The sequence below is a fragment of the Ramlibacter pallidus genome, from assembly GCF_015070875.1.
GTDB classification, from domain to species: Bacteria; Pseudomonadota; Gammaproteobacteria; order Burkholderiales; family Burkholderiaceae_C; genus Ramlibacter; species Ramlibacter pallidus.
The window spans coordinates 575,659-593,675 of record NZ_JADDIV010000001.1 but is presented as its reverse complement, the minus strand read 5'-3'; the positions used below and the strand labels follow the sequence as shown (position 1 = coordinate 593,675).

Below are 18,017 nucleotides of genomic sequence, written 5' to 3'. Positions count from 1 at the left end.
CTACTTGGCGCATCGCCTTCACGCCTACATGGGCGTAGGAACATGCGTACAGCAGAGCCTGGACGTCCGCGCGCCAAATGGCCTGCCAGTTCCCTTCGACGCGCCCAGTCCCAGACCATGCAAAGCGATGCGCCGACTCCGCTGCGGGTGTTCCTCGTCGAGGACGCCGTCAACATGCGCGCCGCGCTCCAGGACCTGGTGTGCTCCGTCACCGACGCGGAGGTCGTCGGGGTGGCGGCCTCGGAAGAAGCGGCGATCGGCTGGGTGCAGGCCCACACCGGCGGCTGGGACCTGGCGATCGTCGACCTCACGCTCGAACAGGGCGACGGCTTCAGCATCGTGCGCAGGCTGAAGCAGGGGCCGGAGTGCGGCACGCTGGTCGTGTTCAGCGCCTTCGTGACGGACGTGATCCGCCGCCATTGCCGCACCCTCGGCGCGGATGCCGTCTTCCACAAGGCGGAAAGCCGGCAGCTCGCCGACTTCATCGAGGAGTTCGCCGGCAGCCGCCAGACGTCGTGAACGCGGCGTGGCGAGGTGCCGCGTTCAGCGTGACGCGGGCAGGTAGACCGAGGGATAGCCGCTGCGCGGCCGGACCTTCGGGCGGAAGACGCGGTCTCCGCAACCGCGGCAAAGATAGTGGCGGAAACGGGGCACGAACCGCATCCAGAAAGCGCGGGTGATCCGCGCCAGCACGGGTCGGTCGCAGCCGCAAGCTGCCAGTTTCAGGGTGGACCGGCGGATGCGCCGTCCCAGGTAGGCGGCCTCGGGCACGCGTGTCGTTTCCGCGAAGTCGCAATGGCGGGAATGCAGGTAGACAGAGAACATGATCCGGCGGAAACAGTCGACGGAAGGTCGTGTCTTATTGTTACGCCTGTCATCCGCGCCGTCATCGCCGCTTTTGCGTAACCGCCCTAAGCCGTGGCCGTAAGCGTGGCCTCCCGGGTTCGCGGCGGACAGCAGCGCCGGCGCTGGTTTAATCGTGCCATGCCCGATCCCACCGACCTCACGCCCGAGCTGCTGGACACGTTGCGCAGCTGGCAAGGCCGCAGCGAGACGCTGCACGACGAGGTGACCGCCGCGCCCGTGCGCAACCTGTCCGCGACGCTGGACCGCGACGATCCCCTGCCCACGGCCGGCACCGCGCTCCCGCCGCTCTGGCACTGGATCTATTTCCTGCCCGGCCACCGGCAGAGCGAGCTCGGGCCCGACGGCCACGCCAGGCGCGGCGGGTTCCTGCCGCCGGTGCCGCTGCCGCGCCGCATGTGGGCGGGAGGTCGCCTGCAATGGCATGCGCGGCTGCGCGTCGGCGACGCGATCCGGCGCACGTCCACCATCGCCTCCGTCACGCACAAGAGCGGCCGCACGGGCGACCTGGTGTTCGTGCTGGTGAAACACGAGATCTCCAACACGCAGGGCGTCGCGCTCACCGAGGAGCACGACATCGTCTACCGCGCCGCCGCCCGCCCGGGGGACCCGGTGCCGCCGCCGCAGGCGGCACCGGTGCCGGGCACCTGGTCGCGCGAGATCGTCCCGGACGACGTGCTGCTGTTCCGATATTCCGCGCTCACGTTCAATGGGCACCGGATCCACTACGACCGGCGCTACGTGACGGAGGTCGAGGGCTATCCGGGCCTGGTCGTCCACGGCCCGCTGATCGCCACGCTGCTGGTCGACCTGGCACGCCGCCACACTTCCGCGCCCTTGCGCAGCTTCTCGTTCAAGGCCGTGCGCCCCACCTTCGACCTGCATCCCTTCCGCGTCCACGGTGAACCCGCGGCCGACGGCCGCAGCGCGCGCCTCTGGGCGCAGGACCACGAGGGCTGGCTCACGATGCAGGCGGAAGCCACCTTCGGTTGACCCCATGAAGACGCAGATTCCCACCCCCGATGCCCACCAGGAAATGCGCGAAGCCTTGCGCGCGCTGTGCGGCCGCTTCGACCCTGCTTACTGGCAGAAGGTCGACCGCGAGCGCGGCTACCCCGAAGCCTTCGTCGACGCCCTCACCGAAGCCGGCTGGATGGCGGCGCTGATCCCCGCGGAGTACGGCGGCTCCGGCCTCGGGCTGGCCGAGGCGTCGGTCATCGTGGAGGAGATCAACTTCTCCGGCGGCAACGCGGGCGGGCTGCACGGCCAGATGTACAACATGAACACGCTGCTGCACCACGGTTCGGCGCAGCAGAAGCAGCAATACCTGCCCGGCATCGCCAGCGGCAAGCTGCGCCTGCAGTCGATGGCGGTGACGGAGCCCACCACGGGCACGGACACCACGCAGCTCAAGACCACCGCGGTCCGCAGGGGCGACCGCTACGTCGTCAACGGGCAGAAGGTGTGGATCTCGCGCATCCAGCATTCCGACCTGATGATCCTGCTGGCGCGCACCACGCCGCTGGCCGAGGTCAGGCGCAAGAGCGAAGGCATGAGCATCTTCCTGGTCGACCTGCACCAGGCCATCGGCCGCGGCATGACGGTGCGGCCGATCGGGAACATGGTGAACCACGAGACGAACGAGGTGTTCTTCGACAACCTCGAGATCCCGGTGGAGAACCTGATCGGCGAGGAAGGGCAGGGCTTCCGCTACATCCTCACTGGCCTGAACGCGGAGCGCACGCTGATCGCCGCCGAATGCATCGGCGACGCCTACTGGTTCGTCGACAAGGCGCGCCGCTACGCCACCGACCGCGTGGTCTTCAACCGGCCGATCGGGCAGAACCAGGGCGTGCAGTTCCCCATCGCCGACGCCTACATCGAGACGGAGGCCGCGAACCTGATGCGCTTCAAGGCCTGCGCGCTGTTCGACGCCGGCCAGCCGTGCGGCGGCGAGGCCAACATGGCCAAGTACCTCGCGGCCAAGGCCTCGTGGGAAGCGGCCAACGTGTGCCTGCAGACCCACGGCGGGTTCGGCTTCGCGCACGAATACGACGTGGAGCGCAAGTTCCGCGAGACGCGCCTGTACCAGGTCGCGCCGATCTCGACGAACCTCGTCTACTCGTACGTGGCCGAGCACCTGCTCGGGCTGCCGAGGTCCTTCTGATGGGACGGCCCCTCGACGGCGTCACCGTCGTCTCCATCGAGCATGCGATCGCGGCGCCGTTCTGCACGCGCCAGCTCGCCGACCTGGGCGCGCGCGTGATCAAGGTGGAGCGGCCCGGCAGCGGGGACTTCGCGCGCGCGTACGACGAGCGTGCCCAAGGCCTGGCCTCGCACTTCGTCTGGGTGAACCGCTCCAAGGAGAGCCTCACGCTCGACCTGAAGAACCCGGAGGCGATGCAGGTCCTGCAGGACCTGGTGGCGCGGGCGGACGTGCTGGTGCAGAACCTCGCGCCGGGCGCGGCGGAGCGCATGGGTCTCGGGTATGCCCAACTCTCCGCGCGGCACCCGAAGCTGGTGGTGTGCGACATCTCCGGCTATGGCAACGACGGGCCCTATCGCGACAAGAAGGCCTACGACCTGCTGATCCAGAGCGAGGCGGGGCTGCTTTCCGTGACCGGCACGCCGCAGGAACCGAGCAAGGCCGGCATCTCCATCGCCGACATCGCCGCCGGCATGTACGCCTATTCGAGCATCCTCGCCGCGCTGCTGCAGCGGCAGAAGACCGGCCGCGGCTCGCACGTCGACGTCTCCATGCTGGAAGCGCTGGGCGAGTGGATGGGTTTCCCCATGTACTACGCTTATGGCGGCGCGTCGCCCCCGCCGCGCAGCGGTGCCGCGCACGCGACGATCTATCCCTACGGTCCCTTCGCCGCCGGCGACGGCAAGACCGTGATGCTCGGGCTGCAGAACGAGCGCGAGTGGAAGCTGTTCTGCGACAAGGTGCTGCTGCAGCCGGACCTGGCCACGGACGCGCGCTTCGCAACCAACAGCCAGCGCAACACCCATCGGGCCGAACTGCAGGCCGTGATCCTCGCCACGTTCGGCCGGCTTTCCGCCGAGCAGGTGATCGCCAGGCTGGACGAGGCACAGATCGCCAACGCGCACGTCAACGAGGTCGGCGAACTGTGGAACCACCCGCAGCTGCGGGCCCGTGGCCGCGTGGCCGAGGTCGCTTCGCCGGCCGGACCGCTGGCGGCCCTGCTGCCGCCGGGCGTGCACGATGGCTTCGACTACCGCATGGACGCGATCCCCGCCGTGGGACAGCACACCGAGGCCATCCTGCGCGAACTCGGAAGGGGCGATGCCGATCTGGACCGGCTGCGCGCCGCCGGGGCGATCTAGCCGCGCCGGAAAGGCCCCCGCGAGTGCTGCTATACTCCGGGGCTTCGCGGCTGTAGCTCAGTTGGATAGAGTACTTGGCTACGAACCAAGGGGTCGTGGGTTCGAATCCTGCCAGCCGCACCAAAATTTGCGAGTCAAATCAAGGGCTTACGTCTTCACGGACGTAGGCCCTTGTTCTTTGGCGCGCCTCAGGCGGCGCCCTGCAGCTCGGCACGCAGCGTCAGCATCAGGAGCAGGGTGGCATTCCGCTGGGCCGGCGTCGCATAGCTCAGGTGGTAGGTGAAGCGCGTCCCGTCGTGATGCTCGACGCGGAACAGGGCTTCGGCGATCGCCCCGGACTCGAGGTCCGCGACCAGGTCGCGCATGGCGGTGAGCGTCGCGACGGCATCGCGCGTCCGGTACACCGGCAACTGTTCGTCCGGTGCGAACTCCCGGCTCACCGCGGCGTTCCTTGGGCGGGCCGCACCGGGCCTTCGAAGGCGCCGTCCAGGCGGGCGAGCAGCACCGGGCCGTCCCCTCCATCGGTGGCGTCGAGATTGGCCACCAGGCCTTCGGGTGTGCGCGTGACTTCCACCAGGCGCGGGGGACTGCCCACGCTCTGGTAGTACCAGTACATCCCGGGCACGATGACTTCGCAGGCGTTGAGCATGGCAGGCGCGGTTCCGTACAGAAACGCGGTCTGGGTGGCCTCGGCTGCCTGGATCGCTGGTCGAAGCAGCAATTTACAGCAGCTTGCGCGTGCACTGCCCTGCGACGGGCCCCTTCGTGACCCCGGGCACCTGCGGCCGTGTTCCTACCGCGACAGCCGCCACGGTCCTACCGTTCGCCGCGATGGCAGGCGCCTACTGGGGGGCTGCGCAAACAGCGCTGACACATCACCACCGGAGACATCGCATGGTCAAGAACCTCATCCAGATCGCCATCGCCGCCGCGTTCGCCACCGGCGCCGCCCACGCCCAGCAGGCCGCGGAAACCACCAACACGCCGCAGCGCGCCGGAGAGGCGAGCACCATGACGGGCGGCGCGCCGAACGCCAAGACGAGCAACGCCACCACCACGTCCGGCAAGACCAAGGCCGGCAAGTCGGCCAAGGGCGGCAAGGCCGCCACCAAGGGCAGCGCCGCGGCCACGACCAACGTGCCGGACCGCGCGGGCGAGGCCAGCACCATGACCGGCGGCGCGCCGAACAAGAAGACCACGAACTGACCCGGCTCGCCGGCGCCTTGCCGGCGAGGGCGCCATCCTCGTGCACAATCCCTCGCGCGGCCCCGCCGGGCCGCCTGACGGAGAGTGCCTGGATGGTCGCGAATTCAACAACGCTGCAGGACTGGCTCAAAGCGCACCGGGCTCTCCTGGAAGCGGAGCGCACGCTCGAGCAGCTGGCGACCGGCTATGCGGCGGGTACCGTCACGCAACAGGCGCTCGACGCCGGCCAGGAGCATGTGCGGGCCTTGCGCCTGCTGTGCGACGTCGTGTTCGCCAAGGCGGTGGCCACGATCGGCACGCGCTGAATCGCCGCGGACGCGACGGGACGAGCTTGTGCATGCTGTTGGAGGCTGTGTGGCCGCACGGGTGTTTTTGGTGGAAGACCGGCACGACATGCAGGTGCTGCTGCGGGAACGCCTCGCCGCAGCCGGCGGTTCGGCCATCGTCGCCACGGCCATCACCGAAGCCGAAGCGAAGTCGTGGCTGGCCGAGCACCCGGATGACTGGGACGTCGCCATCATCGACCTCGTCCTGGACCAGGGCTCCGGCTTCGGCGTGATCCCACGTGCCGCTTCCGCGGCGAAGAAGGTCGTGGTGTTCAGCAGCTACGTCACCGACGGCATCCGGTGGCATTGCGAAAGGCTGGGTGCCGATGCCGTCTTCGACAAGAGCGACAGCGAAGCCCTGGTGCGCTGGGTGGCGGAGCAGGGTGCCTAGCCACGCGGGCGGGCGGCTGGAGAGGTTTCCGGCCCTGTCCTACGCCACCGCGATGACATGGCCGCGGCAGGAGGGCAGAATCCCGGTGTGGAAAGTGAACCGGTTTTCGAAGCGGGCGACGTGGTCCGCCTGCAGACGGGCGGCCCGCCGATGGTGGTGCGCGCCGCCAGTGGCGACACCGCTTATTGCCAGTGGTATGCGGGGGTCGACCTGCACCAGGGCACTTTCCTCTTCAGCTCGTTGAGGAATGCCGGGCGCGAGCGCCGGTCGCCCGTCTCGCCGGACGCCGAGGCGCCACTCACTGCACCACGATCTTCTGGGCGCTGATCAGGCGCGCCCAGCTGGCCGACTCCCGGACCAGGTCCGCCGCCAAGGCGGCCGGCGCCATGTAGGCCGGCATGGCACCCTGCTGTGCCGCTGCCCGGGCGAACTCCGGGCTTTCCAGCACCGACCGCACCGCTTCGTGGAGGCGGTCCACGATCGCCGGCGGCGTCCCCGCGGGGGCCAGCAGCATCAACCGCGGCGCCACGTCGAAGCCGGGCAGCGCGTCGGCCATGGCGGGCACGTTCTCGGCACCCGGCAGCACGGCGCGGTTCATCATCGCGACCGCCCGCACCCGTCCGGACTTCGCCTGCGCCAGTCCGCCCGCCGCGCTGACGACGGCAAGCGGCACCTGGCCGCTGATCACGTCGGGGAGGATCTGCGAGGCCCCGCGGTAGGGGATGTGCACGGCGAAGGTCCGGGTCTGCGCCTTCAGCAGCTCGAAGCCCAGGTGGTGCACGGTGCCCACGCCCGACGTCGCGTACGACAGCCTGCCCGGGTTCGCCTTGAGCAGCGCGATCAGTTCCCTGGGCGAACCCAGGCCGGTGTCGTTGTTCGCCACGATCAGCAGCGGCGCGATGAAGGTGCCCGCGATCGGCGCGAACGCGCGCAATGGATCGAAGCCGGCGCGCGGTTGCAGATGTGAGCTGATGAGCATGCCGCTCTCGCCCATGCCGAGCGTGTAGCCGTCGGGCGCCGACTTGGCCACCGCTTCGGCCGCGATCATCCCGGAGGCGCCGGCGCGGTTCTCCACCACCACCTGCTGGCCCAGCAACGGGGCCAGCCGTTGCGCCAGCATGCGCGCAAGGGCGTCGACGCCGCCGCCGGCGGCGTAGCCCACCATCATGCGGATGGGCTTGTTCGGATAAGACTGCGCGCCGGCCCAGGGCGCGGAGAGTGCAAGCGCAGCCGCGAGGAAGCCGCGACGGCTCGGCGCATGAGGGTGGCCCATCGTTGTCTCCTGTCCTGGATGCGCTCCATGATGCACGACTGGTCCTGCATTGCGTGAGGTTGCAGGCGGACATTGCGATCGACCCACGAACCGCGTTCTGCACTGCACAATTTCCGCGTGCCCTGCAGACCCTCTCCACGATGACCAGCCCGCGGCGTCTTCCCATCGGAGCCGAGTACCGGCCTTCCGAAGGCACGCACTTCCGCGTGTGGGCGCCGGCCGCCCGCAAAGTGGAGGTGCAGGTGGAGGCAGGCGGGTCGGTGCCGCTGCGCGAAGAGGCCGGCGGCTACTTCAGCGGCGTGGTGGAGAGGGCGCTGCCGGGCACGCGGTATCGCTTCCGGCTCGACGGTGGGGAGGCCTTCGCGGATCCCGCCTCGCGCCGGCAGCCCGAGGGTCCGCACGGACCTTCGGAGGTCGTCGATCCGTCGGCCTTCGAGTGGACCGACGGCGCGTGGCACGGCGTGACCGCGAAGGGCCAGGTGCTGTACGAGATGCACATCGGCACCTTCACGCCGGTGGGCACCTATGCGGCGGCGCAGGCGCACCTGCCGTACCTGCGCGACCTCGGCGTCACCGTCATCGAGATGATGCCGGTCAACGAATTCAACGGACCGTTCGGCTGGGGCTACGACGGCGTCAACCTGTTCGCGCCCACGCGCCTGTACGGCACGCCGGACGACCTGCGCCGCTTCATCGACCGCGCGCATGCGCTGGGCCTGGGCGTGATCCACGACGTCGTCTACAACCACTTCGGGCCGAGCGGCAACTACCTGCCGCGCTTTTCGCCCTGGTACCTGAGCAGGAAATACGTCAACGAGTGGGGCGACGCGATCAACTTCGACGGCGAGAACAGCGCGCCGGTGCGCGAATTCTTCACCTGCAACGCCGCCTACTGGATCGACGAGTTCCACTTCGACGGCCTGCGACTGGACGCGACGCAGTGCTTGTTCGACAGCAGCACGACGCACATCGTGGCCGACATCACGCGGGCCGCGCGGGCGGCGGCGGGGCGGCGCAGCATCTACATCTCGGCGGAGAACGAGCCGCAGCACGCCGAACTCGCACGAGCCCCGGACGCCGGCGGCCAGGGGCTCGATGCGCTCTGGAACGACGACTTCCACCACAGCGCCACGGTCGCGGCCACCGGCGCCTGCGAGGCCTACTACACGGAGACACGGGGAACGCCCCAGGAGCTCGTCTCCGCGCTCAAGTGGGGCTTCCTGTACCAGGGCCAGTACTACGCCTGGCAGAAGAAGCGCCGCGGCCATCCGTCGCTGGACCTGCCGGCGCATGCCTTCATCCAGTTTCTGCAGAACCACGACCAGGTGGCGAACAGCGCCAGGGGCCAGCGACTGCACCAGCTCACCTCGCCCGGCCGGCTGCGCGCGCTCACCGCGCTGCTGCTGCTGGCCCCCGGCACGCCGCTGCTGTTCCAGGGGCAGGAGTTCGCGGCCAGTGCGCCCTTCCTGTATTTCGCTTCGCACGAGGACGGACTCGACGAGCTGGTGCGCAAGGGACGGCACGAGTTCCTCGCGCAGTTCCCGAACATCGGCAACCCGCACGGCGCGCGGCTGCTCGCGGTCCCCGCCGACGAGGCGACCTTCCGGGCCTGCCAGCTGGACCACGCGGAACGCGAGCGCAACGCCCACGTCCTGCACTTGCACCGCGACCTGCTGCGCCTGCGCCGCGAAGACCCGGTGTTCTCGGCGCAGGACGCCGGCCGAATGCACGGGGCCGTCCTGGGGCCCGAGGCCTTCCTGCTGCGGTTCCTGGCGCCCGATGGCGACGACCGGCTGGTCGTCACGAACCTCGGCGCCACGCTGCCGCTCGTGCCGATGCCCGAGCCGCTGCTGGCACCACCCGCCGGTTGCCGCTGGAAGCTGTTGTGGCACAGCGAGGACCCCCGCTACCAGGGCAACGGCATGGCCGAGCCCGACGGCGAACACAGCTGGCGGCTGCCCGCGCACGCGACCGCGGTGCTGGTGCCGCATCCCCTGGAGGACGAAGACGTTGGCTGAAGCCATCCTGAACACGATGCCCTGGCCGGGCAACACCGAGGAGCCAGAGCGCCTGCTCACGCGCGAGTGGCTGGTGACCAACGGACTGGGCGGCTATGCCTCCGGCTCGATCGCCGGCGTCGCGACCCGCCGCTACCACGGTCTCCTGATCGCCGCGCTGCCCACGCCGATCGGCCGCACGGTCATGTTGAGCCACCTCGGCGAATGGCTGCAGATGCCGGACAAGCGCGTGGTGCGGCTGGCCGGCGAGGAACGGGCCGACACGCCCTACCAGCTGCCGGAGATCCTGACCGAGTTCCGGCTGGAGATGGGCCTGCCGGTCTGGCGCTACCGCGTCGGCGACGTCGCCGTCGAGAAACGCATCCTGCTGCCGTACGGCCAGAACACGGTGCACGTGAACTACCGGATGACGGGCGGCCACCACGGCGTGCGCCTGATCCTGCGGCCGCGCCTGAACTTCCGGGGCCACGAGATGCCGGTGTCGGAGCCCTGCGACGAGGACTGCCGGCTGCACGTGCTGGGCCGGCGCTTCGAGGTGCATTCGCAGCGCGACGCGCACCTGCCGCCGCTGCGCATGATGCTGCACGGCCGCGACACGGAACTGGTGCTGGAAGGCGGCGCCTACGACGAGTTCTTCTACCGCGTCGAAGCCTCGCGCGGCTACCCGTCGCGCGGGCGGGTCTGGACGCCCGGCCGCTTCCGCGCCGAGCTCGCGCCCGGCGAAGAGTGCACGCTGATCGCGTCCACCGAAGGTTGGGACACGGTGCAGGCCCTCACCCCGCAGCAGGCCGTGCAGGCCGAGTTCCACCGGCGCGAGCGCCTGCTGGAGCAGGCCGACCCGCATGCCCGCAGCGGCCGCGCCGCCGAACTGGTGCTGGCGGCGGACCAGTTCATCATCTCGCCCTTCAGCCGGCAGGCCGATGCCGCGCGGGCGCAGGCGGAAGGCGACCAGGCCCGCACCGTGATCGCCGGCTACCACTGGTTCACCGACTGGGGCCGCGACACGATGATCAGCCTGGAGGGGCTGACGCTCGCCACCGGCCGGCACGCCGAGGCGGGCTACATCCTGCGGACCTTCCTGCACTACGTGCGCGACGGGCTGATCCCCAACATGTTCCCCGAGGGGCAGAACGAAGGCCTGTACCACACGGCCGACGCCACGCTGTGGTTCTTCCACGCGATGGACCGCTACGTCTCGGTGACCGGCGACCGGCTGACGCTGCGCCAGGCGCTGCCCACCTTCGTCGCCATCGTCGAGCACCACCTGCGCGGCACGCGCTTCAACATCGGCGTCGACCCGCGCGACGGCCTGCTGCGGCAGGGCGCCGAAGGCTACCAGCTGACCTGGATGGATGCGAAGGTCGAAGGCTGGGTGGTGACGCCGCGGCGCGGCAAGGCGGTGGAGCTGAACGCGCTGTTCTACAACGCGCTGCGCCTGCTGGAACGCTGGCTGCGGGAAGAGGGCGACGAGGAGCGCAGCGCCGAGATGGCCCGGCACGCGCAGCGCGTGCACGAGAGCTTCAATGGCCGCTTCTGGAATCCGCAGACCGGCTGCCTGTTCGACGTGGTCGACGGCGAAGCGGGCGACGATCCGGCCATCCGGCCGAACATGCTGTTCTCCATCGCGCTGCCGAACCCCGTGCTGGACACGGAGCGCTGGCGCAGCGTGATGGAGGTGGCCCACCGGCTGCTGCTGGCGCCGGTGGGCCTGCGCTCGCTCGCACCCGGCCACCCCGACTACAAGGCCAGCTACGACGGCGACCTGCGCGCGCGCGATGCGGCTTACCACCAGGGAACGGTCTGGGGCTGGCTGGCCGGGCCGTTCGCGGATGCCTGGCTGAAGGTGCATCCCGAGGACAACCGCGGCATCGAGCACCTCGTCGACGGCTTCGCGGCGCACCTCGGCGAGGCGTGCATCGGGTCGATCAGCGAGATCTTCGATGCGGAGCCGCCGTTCACCCCGCGCGGCTGCGTCGCGCAGGCGTGGAGCGTGGCCGAAGTGCTGCGGGTGCTGGTGAAGGTGCGGGCGGCCCGGCACCCGGGCTAGGCCGCGGCCGCCTTCTTCTTCGCTGGCTTGCGGGTCTTCTTCGCGGCAGGCTTCGCCTTGCCGGCGGCGGCGAGGCTGTCCTTGAGCGAATCCTCCAGCGTGCGCTGGAGGCGGCTTTCCAGCATCGCCAGCACCGCGGCTTCCTCCGGCCTGAGCGTGGCGAGGTCCTCGCGCAGCTCCTCCTCCACCTGGTCCTTGATCTCCAGCAGCAGGTTGCCCTCGACGTAGGCGTTGAGCACCTCGGGGTGGATGTAGCACTTGCGGCAGATGGTCGGCGTGTTCCCGAGCCGCGACGACACCCGCTCGATGGCCGCCTTCAGGTTCTTCTTCTGCGCGGCCTGGGTGTCGAAGGCCTCGAACTCCTGCAGCGCCAGGGCGGCCATCACGGTGCCGGCCCAGGTGCGGAAGTCCTTGGCCGTGATGTCGGTGCCGGTCACCTCGCGCAGGTAGGCGTTGACGTCCGCCGAAGTCACCTCGCGCACTTCGCCGTTCTCGTCCTTGTACTGGAACAGGCGCTGCCCCGGCAGGTCCTGGCAGGCCCGCACGATCCTGGCGATGCGCCGGTCCTTCACCTGCAGCCGCCAGGTCTTGCCGCTCTTGCCCTTGAACTGGAAGCGCAGTTCCGATCCGTCGACCTTCACGTGCGGGTTGCGCAGCGTCGTGAGGCCATAGCTCTTGTTGGTCTTCGCGTAGTCGTCGTTGCCGACGCGGATCAGGGTGGTCTCCAGCAGGTGGACCACCGTGGCGAGGACCTTCTCGCGCGGCAGCCCGCGCAGGGCCATGTGTTCGGCCAGCTTCGCGCGGATCGCCGGCAGGGCGCGCGCGAACTCCATCATGTGCTCGTACTTGGTGCTCTCGCGCAGCTCGCGGAACTGCGGGTGGTAGCGGTACTGCTTGCGGCCCCGCGCGTCGCGGCCGGTGGCCTGCAGGTGGCCGTTGGCCCGGGGACAGATCCACACGTCGACGTACGCCGGCGGGATCGCCAGCTTGCGCACGCGCTCCAGCGTCGCCTCGTCCGTGACGGGATCGCCGTTGGGCTTGTAGTAGACGAACGCGTCGCCCTTGCGCTCGCGGCGGATGCCCCGCTCCTCGTCGGTGACGTAGACGAGGCCGGCCGACTCCGCGGCCTCGCGCGGGTCGGCGGGTGTCGGGCGAGGGCTTCCATGGCCTTCATCGGTCAGTTGCGGAAGGCTTGCGTGACCATCAGTCCGCGCCGGCCGCCGTCGAGCACGCCGATGCCGAGCCGGCCGAACTGCGGCCGCAGGATGTTCCGGCGGTGGCCGGGCGAGTGCATGAGGCCGGTGTGCGCGCTGGCAAGCGTCGGCGCCAGCGCCAGGTTCTCGCCGGCCGTGAGGTAGCCGACGCGCGCGGCCTGCAGGCGGTCGCCGAGGTCCTTGCCGTCCGGCGAGACGTGCGCGAAGTAGCCGCGGGCGAACATGTCGCGGCTGTGCGCGCGCGCCACCTGCGTGAGTTCCGGGTCGGGCCGCACCGGCTGCAGGCCGGCGGCACGCCGTTCGGCGTTGACCAGTTCCAGCATGCGGGTTTCCAGGTCGGGCCGCGGCGGCGCGCTGGCGAGCCGGTAGCCGAGCGGGATGCTGGCGCGGGACTCCGGCTGGACCACCAGCGCCTGCAGCGTCCGCTGCACCGCGGGGTTGAAGATGGGCGACAGCTGCACCTCGACCCATTCGGCGGGCGCGGCCAGCCGCGGCGCCAGCGCGCTCTCGTGCGACCAGGTGCCCACGCGGGCGCCCAGCGGCAGCGTCAGGAGCAGCACGGCGGCGACCACGGCATGGATCGCGCCGTTGACGGTGCCGGGCAGCAGGCCCAGCAGCCGGTTGCCCACGTTGCGGTGCAGTGCCTGCGGCAGGCGCAGCGCCAGCCGGAGCACCAGCGTACCGAGCACGAGGTGCACCAGCAGGAAGATGCCGACGAAGGCGAGGGGCGCGATCCAGACCCCCAGCGCGGGGGCGAAGCCGGCCACCAGGTCGGTGGCATGGCGCCAGCCCACGAAGGCGACGGCCAGGCTGGCGGCCAAGGTGAGCAGGTCGAGCGCCGAGAACACGAAGCCGCGCGACCACCCGGTGACGGCACCGACCAGCACGATCACGACCAGCAGGATGTCGACGGGGTTGAGCGGCATGCGCGCCCAGTCTGGGCAAGCGCGTGAACTGATGAAGTAGGACGGGGCCGACGCTTCCCCGCGGACGAGGACGTTGGGCGCCGCCGGAAGTCCGGCGCGGTGCGCTCAGGCCTGGGTGGCGTGCCGCGGCGCCAGCGGTGCCAGGGGAGCCCGCGGATCGCAGCACGGACAGCCGCGCGCATGGGCGTAGCGTACGCGCGCGACGACGACCGCCTGCTGCGCGTCGCCGAACTCGCCGAGGTACTCCATGCCGCCGAGGGCGAAGCGGGACGGCGGGCAGCGGTCCCGGTCGTGCACCGTATGGCGGCCGTCGGACTGCGCGCTGGAGGTGACGAAGTAGCTGGCCATGGTGTTGCATCCTCTCTGGACAGCGGCCATGCTAGGGAATGCGCCTAGTGCGGGCATCCCCCGAACAGGAGAACGGCCTCAGCGCGGAGGGTGTTCGGCGAGCGTGCGCCGCAGCGCCTGGACCATGCCGGTCATGAGCTCGCCTTCGCCGGCGAGCAGCGCGTGCGCCTGGCCGCGATAGAAATTCGCCCAGCGGATGTGCCATTGGCGCGTGTCGGCGAGTTCGACGTAGAGCGAGGCGCCTTCGCCGAAGAAGTGGCACTTGCCCGTGATCACGTAGCCGACGCCGAGTTCGCGGCAGATCAGTTCGATGGCATGCGGCGGCGCCTTCGCGAGGAAGTCGGAGCTGATCAGGATGGCCTGCATGGCAGGGTCGCGTCCGAGCTGTTCGCGCAGGACGTCCGCCAGCTCCGAACCCAGCAGGCGCAGGCCGGGGTCATCGCCCTGCGCGCCGAACGGCAGCACGGCGACGAGCGAGCGCCGCAAGGTCGGCACGCGCGAGCGTGCCGTTTCGAGGGTGGAGGTGGGCTCTTCGGGGGGCTTCACGGTGGCGGCGCAAAGGGAGCTGCAGCGATCCCGCGGATTCTGGGCAAGGACCGCCGCCGGCGCCTACCCAGATTGGAGGAGACGCCGCTATGCTGCCCGCATGAGCAAGGCGTTCACCCGCGAAACCGACGGCGACGACGAGGAGGAAGGCGGCGGCCTGCCTCCCTTGCCCCCGGGCGGCAAGAACTACATCACGCCGGCCGGCTACGCGCGCCTGCGTGCCGAACTATTGCAGCTGATCGACGACGAGCGTCCCAAGGTGGTGGAGGTGGTCCACTGGGCGGCGAGCAACGGGGACCGCTCGGAGAACGGCGACTACCTGTACGGCAAGAAGCGCCTGCGCGAGATCGACCGCCGCATCCGCTTCCTCACCAAGCGGCTGGAGATCGCGGAAGTGACCGACCCTTCGCTGCACCACGGCCACGACCAGGTGTTCTTCGGCGCGACCGTCACCTACGCCGAGGAGGACACCGGCGCCGAGCGCACCGTCACCATCCTGGGCATCGACGAGGCCGACAGCGCCGCGGGCCAGGTGAGCTGGATCTCGCCGATCGCCCGCGCCCTGCTCAAGGCGCGCGAAGGGGATGTCGTGAAGCTGGTGACGCCGGCCGGCGCGAAGGAAGTGGAAGTGCTGAAGGTGGCGTACCCGCCGCCGCACTGAGCGCGCTCAGCCGCCCGGGCGGATGCGCCGCGCGCTCATCACGCTCGGCGTGCGCTTGAGGTTGCGCAGCACCGACTCGAGGTGGGCGCGGTCGCGCACGGAAACGACGAAACGCAGGTCGGTCGCGTCCTGCGCGCGCTCGTCGTCCATGTCGACATGGGTGATGTCCGCCTCCGCGTTCGCCAGCGCGGCGGCCACGCGCGCCAGGGCGCCCTTGCCGTTGGCCACGGTGACCAGCACGCCGGTCTCGAACGCGCGCAGCGGCTCGTCGCTCCATTCGACGCCGATGAAGCGCTCGGCGTCCTTGTGCTGCAGCCGCTTGGCGACCGCGCAATCGGTGGTGTGCACGACCAGGCCTTCGCCGCGGCCCAGGTAACCCAGGATCGGGTCGCCGGGCACCGGGCGGCAGCAGCTGGCGAACTGCACCGAGGCGTTCTCGCTGCCGTCCAGCGTCAGCCCGCCTTGCGACACGTTCTCGTGCGCCGTGAAGCGCTCGCGGCTCAGGAGCACGGCATCGGGTCGTTCGCCGCGTTCGGCCAGCATCGTCATCAGGCGCTTGGCGACGATGCCGGCGATGCGCTTGCCCAGGCCCAGGTCCGTCAGCAGCTCCGCGCGGCTCCGGTTGCCCGTGAAGCGCAGCAGCTTGTCCCAGATCGCGTGGTAGGTCTCGTCGTCCGGCGGCAGTTTCTCGACGCCTTCGGCGCGCAGCGCCTGCGTCAGCAGCTTCTCGCCGAGCTCCTGCGACTCGGCATGCGCCAGCGTCTTCAGGTGGTGCCGGATCTTGGAGCGCGCGCGCCCCGTGCGCACGAAGCCGAGCCACGCCGGGTTGGGCGTCGACACCGGGGCGGTCACGACCTCCACAACGTCGCCGTTCTTCAGCTCGGTGCGCAGCGGCACCTGCGCGCCGTTGATGCGGGCCGCCACGGTGTGGTCGCCGACGTCCGAATGGATGGCATACGCGAAGTCGACGACGGTGGCGCCGCGCGGCAGCGCCATGATCTGGCTCTTCGGCGTGAACACGTAGACCGCGTCCGGGAACAGGTCGATCTTGACGTGGTCCCAGAACTCCGCGGCGTCGCGCGTCTCGTTCTGGATGTCCAGCAGCGACTGCAGCCACTTGGTGCCCAGGCGTTCGGTGCCTTCGTCCTGCGGCACGCTGGCCTTGTAGAGCCAGTGCGCGGCCACGCCGGATTCCGCCACCAGGTGCATCGCCTCGGTGCGCAGCTGGAATTCGACGTTCACGCCCGACGGGCCCACCAGCGTGGTGTGCAGCGACTGGTAGCCGTTGATCTTGGGGATCGCGATGTGGTCCTTGAACTTGCCCGGCACCGGCTTGTACAGCTGGTGCAGCAGGCCCATCGCCGTGTAGCAGTCCGTCACCGTCGGCACGATGATGCGGAAACCGTAGATGTCGGTGACCTGCGCGAAGCTCAGGTGCTTCTCGTCCATCTTCTTGTAGATGGAGAAGAGCGTCTTCTCGCGGCCCGCGATGCGCACCCGCATGCCGGCGGTCTCGAAAGCGCTTTCGACGTCGCGCTGCACCTTCTGGATCAGGTCGCGGCGGCGGCTGCGCGCCTTGCCCACGGCCTTCGACAGCGTCGCGTAGCGCCACGGCCGCAGGTAGCGGAACGAGAGTTCCTGCAGTTCGCGGTAGGTGGTGTTCAGGCCGAGGCGGTGCGCGATGGGCGCGTAGATGTCGAGCGTCTCGCTGGCGATGCGGTGCCACTTCTCGCGCGGCACGTCTTCGAGCGTGCGCATGTTGTGGGTGCGGTCGGCCAGCTTGACCAGGATGACGCGGACGTCGCGGGCCATCGCGAGCAGCATCTTGCGGAAGCTCTCGGCCTGGTTTTCCTCGCGCGTGTTGAACTGCAGCTTGTCGAGCTTGGTGAGGCCGTCCACCAGGTCGGCCACCGCGACGCCGAAGCGTTCGATCAGCTCCGACTTGCTGACGCCGCAGTCCTCGATCGCGTCGTGCAGCAGCGCCGCCATCAGGGCCTGGGCGTCCAGCTTCCACTCGGCGCATTGCGCCGCCACGGCGATCGGGTGGGTGATGTAGGGCTCGCCGCTGGCGCGCATCTGGCCCAGGTGCGCCTCGTCGGCGAAGCGGTAGGCCTTGCGGACCAGGTCGACGTCCTCGGCGCCCAGGTAGTCCAGGCGCGCGGTCAGCGCGGCAAAGCTCGCCGCGGCGGCGTTGGCCGCGGCGGGGGAGGGGAGGATCGGGCTGCTGGGCCGCTTTCCACTTCCCGAAGTCGGGTGGAGCACCGCGCTCATGGGCCCATGATAGGGGCAAGGCGTTCGTGGCGGGACTTGTTGCTGTATTTGAGCTTGCTGTCCGGGGTGATCCGGCGTCCAGGGCGAGGTTGGGGGCCGGGGGCCCGCCCTCCGGTCCAGGCTCGCGCAATCCGCGGCCATGGAGAGTGAGAGCCTCCAATGCGGACGAGCGGTCAGGTGCACCAGGTATCAGGTAGCGCGAATCGTCCCTGCGGTCGGACCCCCAACCCCCAACCTCATCACGCCGGCGATCCATGGCACGGCCGGCATCGAGAGAGATCGCGCGCAGTCGGCCCGCCCTGCTGCCGATGGCGAAAAAAAAGCACCCGAAAGGGTGCTTTTCTCAGCGAGCCGAGGAAAACCTCAGCCCGGAACCTTCTTCAGCATCTCCAGGCCGATCTTGCCTTCGGCGATCTCCCGCAGCGCGGTCACGCCCGGCTTGTTCTTGCTTTCGATCTTGGGCGCGTGGCCCTGGCTCAGCATGCGGGCGCGGTAGGTCGCGGCCAGCACCAGCTGGAAACGGTTGGGGATCTTCGCGAGGCAGTCTTCGACGGTGATGCGGGCCATGGTCTCTCCGG

21 protein-coding genes and 1 tRNA gene are annotated in these 18,017 nt (G+C 69.9%); 12 read left to right on the top strand and 10 right to left on the bottom strand.

What is annotated here, in order from left to right:
• The first annotated feature begins 117 nt into the window (after positions 1-117).
• On the top strand, positions 118-519 hold the full coding sequence (locus tag IM787_RS03000; protein WP_193675140.1) for a response regulator: 402 nt from the start codon (positions 118-120) through the stop codon (positions 517-519).
• Positions 520-543: 24 nt separating this feature from the next.
• Here the strand turns inward: IM787_RS03000 and IM787_RS02995 are convergent, their stop codons facing one another.
• Positions 544-825: a hypothetical protein gene (locus tag IM787_RS02995; protein ID WP_193675139.1), complete on the bottom strand. Its 282-nt coding sequence runs from the start codon at positions 823-825 to the stop codon at positions 544-546.
• A gap of 159 nt (positions 826-984) precedes the next feature.
• Between IM787_RS02995 and IM787_RS02990 the strand changes: the two genes are divergently transcribed.
• The 4 genes from IM787_RS02990 to IM787_RS02975 all read left to right on the top strand — a co-directional run bounded on the left by IM787_RS02990 (position 985) and on the right by IM787_RS02975 (position 4,335).
• Positions 985-1,857: an HTD2 family dehydratase gene (locus IM787_RS02990; RefSeq protein ID WP_193675138.1), complete on the top strand. Its 873-nt coding sequence runs from the start codon at positions 985-987 to the stop codon at positions 1,855-1,857.
• A gap of 4 nt (positions 1,858-1,861) precedes the next feature.
• Positions 1,862-3,031: an acyl-CoA dehydrogenase family protein gene (locus IM787_RS02985; RefSeq protein WP_193675137.1), complete on the top strand. Its 1,170-nt coding sequence runs from the start codon at positions 1,862-1,864 to the stop codon at positions 3,029-3,031.
• Positions 3,031-4,212: a CaiB/BaiF CoA transferase family protein gene (locus tag IM787_RS02980; RefSeq protein ID WP_193675136.1), complete on the top strand. Its 1,182-nt coding sequence runs from the start codon at positions 3,031-3,033 to the stop codon at positions 4,210-4,212. Before IM787_RS02985 ends, IM787_RS02980 begins: the two co-directional genes overlap by 1 nt.
• A gap of 46 nt (positions 4,213-4,258) precedes the next feature.
• A tRNA-Arg gene (locus tag IM787_RS02975) sits at positions 4,259-4,335 on the top strand.
• 65 nt (positions 4,336-4,400) lie between these two features.
• On the opposite strand, the gene IM787_RS02970 is transcribed toward IM787_RS02975, so the two are convergent.
• Positions 4,401-4,652 (bottom strand): hypothetical protein, encoded by a 252-nt coding sequence (locus tag IM787_RS02970; RefSeq protein WP_193675135.1) that lies wholly within the window; start codon positions 4,650-4,652, stop codon positions 4,401-4,403.
• Positions 4,649-4,861, bottom strand: coding sequence for a hypothetical protein (locus tag IM787_RS02965; RefSeq protein ID WP_193675134.1), 213 nt, complete (start codon positions 4,859-4,861; stop codon positions 4,649-4,651). Before IM787_RS02965 ends, IM787_RS02970 begins: the two co-directional genes overlap by 4 nt.
• 245 nt (positions 4,862-5,106) lie before the next feature.
• Between IM787_RS02965 and IM787_RS02960 the strand changes: the two genes are divergently transcribed.
• The 4 genes from IM787_RS02960 to IM787_RS21735 all read left to right on the top strand — a co-directional run bounded on the left by IM787_RS02960 (position 5,107) and on the right by IM787_RS21735 (position 6,462).
• Positions 5,107-5,418, top strand: coding sequence for a hypothetical protein (locus IM787_RS02960; protein WP_193675133.1), 312 nt, complete (start codon positions 5,107-5,109; stop codon positions 5,416-5,418).
• Positions 5,419-5,510: 92 nt separating this feature from the next.
• The gene (locus IM787_RS02955) at positions 5,511-5,723 is read left to right on the top strand and encodes a hypothetical protein (RefSeq protein ID WP_193675132.1); all 213 of its coding nucleotides are present in this window, start codon (positions 5,511-5,513) and stop codon (positions 5,721-5,723) included.
• A gap of 70 nt (positions 5,724-5,793) precedes the next feature.
• On the top strand, positions 5,794-6,135 hold the full coding sequence (locus IM787_RS02950; protein WP_193675131.1) for a response regulator: 342 nt from the start codon (positions 5,794-5,796) through the stop codon (positions 6,133-6,135).
• A gap of 57 nt (positions 6,136-6,192) precedes the next feature.
• Complete coding sequence (locus tag IM787_RS21735) at positions 6,193-6,462, top strand: YodC family protein (protein WP_193675130.1); 270 nt, start codon at positions 6,193-6,195, stop codon at positions 6,460-6,462.
• Here the strand turns inward: IM787_RS21735 and IM787_RS02940 are convergent.
• A complete protein-coding gene (locus IM787_RS02940; RefSeq protein WP_193675129.1) occupies positions 6,434-7,408 on the bottom strand; it encodes a tripartite tricarboxylate transporter substrate-binding protein in 975 nt (324 codons plus the stop codon). The genes IM787_RS21735 and IM787_RS02940 overlap by 29 nt on opposite strands.
• A 140-nt stretch (positions 7,409-7,548) precedes the next feature.
• Here IM787_RS02940 and treZ point away from each other — a divergent pair, with 140 nt between their 5' ends.
• Together treZ and IM787_RS02930 are read left to right on the top strand one after the other, a co-directional pair.
• Positions 7,549-9,426, top strand: a complete 1,878-nt coding sequence (treZ, locus tag IM787_RS02935) for a malto-oligosyltrehalose trehalohydrolase (protein ID WP_193675128.1) — start codon at positions 7,549-7,551, stop codon at positions 9,424-9,426.
• Positions 9,419-11,473, top strand: a complete 2,055-nt coding sequence (locus IM787_RS02930; RefSeq protein WP_227494045.1) for an amylo-alpha-1,6-glucosidase — start codon at positions 9,419-9,421, stop codon at positions 11,471-11,473. The genes treZ and IM787_RS02930 overlap by 8 nt, the downstream gene beginning before the upstream one ends.
• On the opposite strand, the gene IM787_RS02925 is transcribed toward IM787_RS02930, so the two are convergent.
• The 4 genes from IM787_RS02925 to IM787_RS02910 form a co-directional block, all read right to left on the bottom strand.
• Complete coding sequence (locus IM787_RS02925; protein WP_435531137.1) at positions 11,470-12,468, bottom strand: DNA topoisomerase IB; 999 nt, start codon at positions 12,466-12,468, stop codon at positions 11,470-11,472. The genes IM787_RS02930 and IM787_RS02925 overlap by 4 nt on opposite strands.
• 182 nt (positions 12,469-12,650) lie before the next feature.
• Positions 12,651-13,613: a CvpA family protein gene (locus tag IM787_RS02920; protein WP_193675127.1), complete on the bottom strand. Its 963-nt coding sequence runs from the start codon at positions 13,611-13,613 to the stop codon at positions 12,651-12,653.
• Between the two features lie 105 nt (positions 13,614-13,718).
• Entirely contained in the window at positions 13,719-13,961 is a 243-nt protein-coding gene (locus IM787_RS02915; protein WP_193675126.1) for a hypothetical protein, read from the bottom strand.
• Positions 13,962-14,039: 78 nt separating this feature from the next.
• The gene (locus tag IM787_RS02910) at positions 14,040-14,507 is read right to left on the bottom strand and encodes a hypothetical protein (protein WP_193675125.1); all 468 of its coding nucleotides are present in this window, start codon (positions 14,505-14,507) and stop codon (positions 14,040-14,042) included.
• A gap of 100 nt (positions 14,508-14,607) precedes the next feature.
• On the opposite strand from IM787_RS02910, the gene greB reads away from it, so the two are divergent.
• A complete protein-coding gene (gene greB / locus IM787_RS02905) occupies positions 14,608-15,168 on the top strand; it encodes a transcription elongation factor GreB (protein WP_193675124.1) in 561 nt (186 codons plus the stop codon).
• Between the two features lie 6 nt (positions 15,169-15,174).
• Here greB and IM787_RS02900 read toward each other — a convergent pair whose 3' ends face one another.
• Both IM787_RS02900 and rpoZ read right to left on the bottom strand, forming a co-directional pair.
• Positions 15,175-17,439 carry a RelA/SpoT family protein gene (locus IM787_RS02900; protein ID WP_193675123.1) on the bottom strand — a complete coding sequence of 755 codons (2,265 nt, stop codon included), beginning with the start codon at positions 17,437-17,439 and terminating at the stop codon, positions 15,175-15,177.
• Between the two features lie 363 nt (positions 17,440-17,802).
• Entirely contained in the window at positions 17,803-18,006 is a 204-nt protein-coding gene (gene rpoZ / locus IM787_RS02895; RefSeq protein WP_193675122.1) for a DNA-directed RNA polymerase subunit omega, read from the bottom strand.
• Positions 18,007-18,017 lie beyond the last annotated feature (11 nt).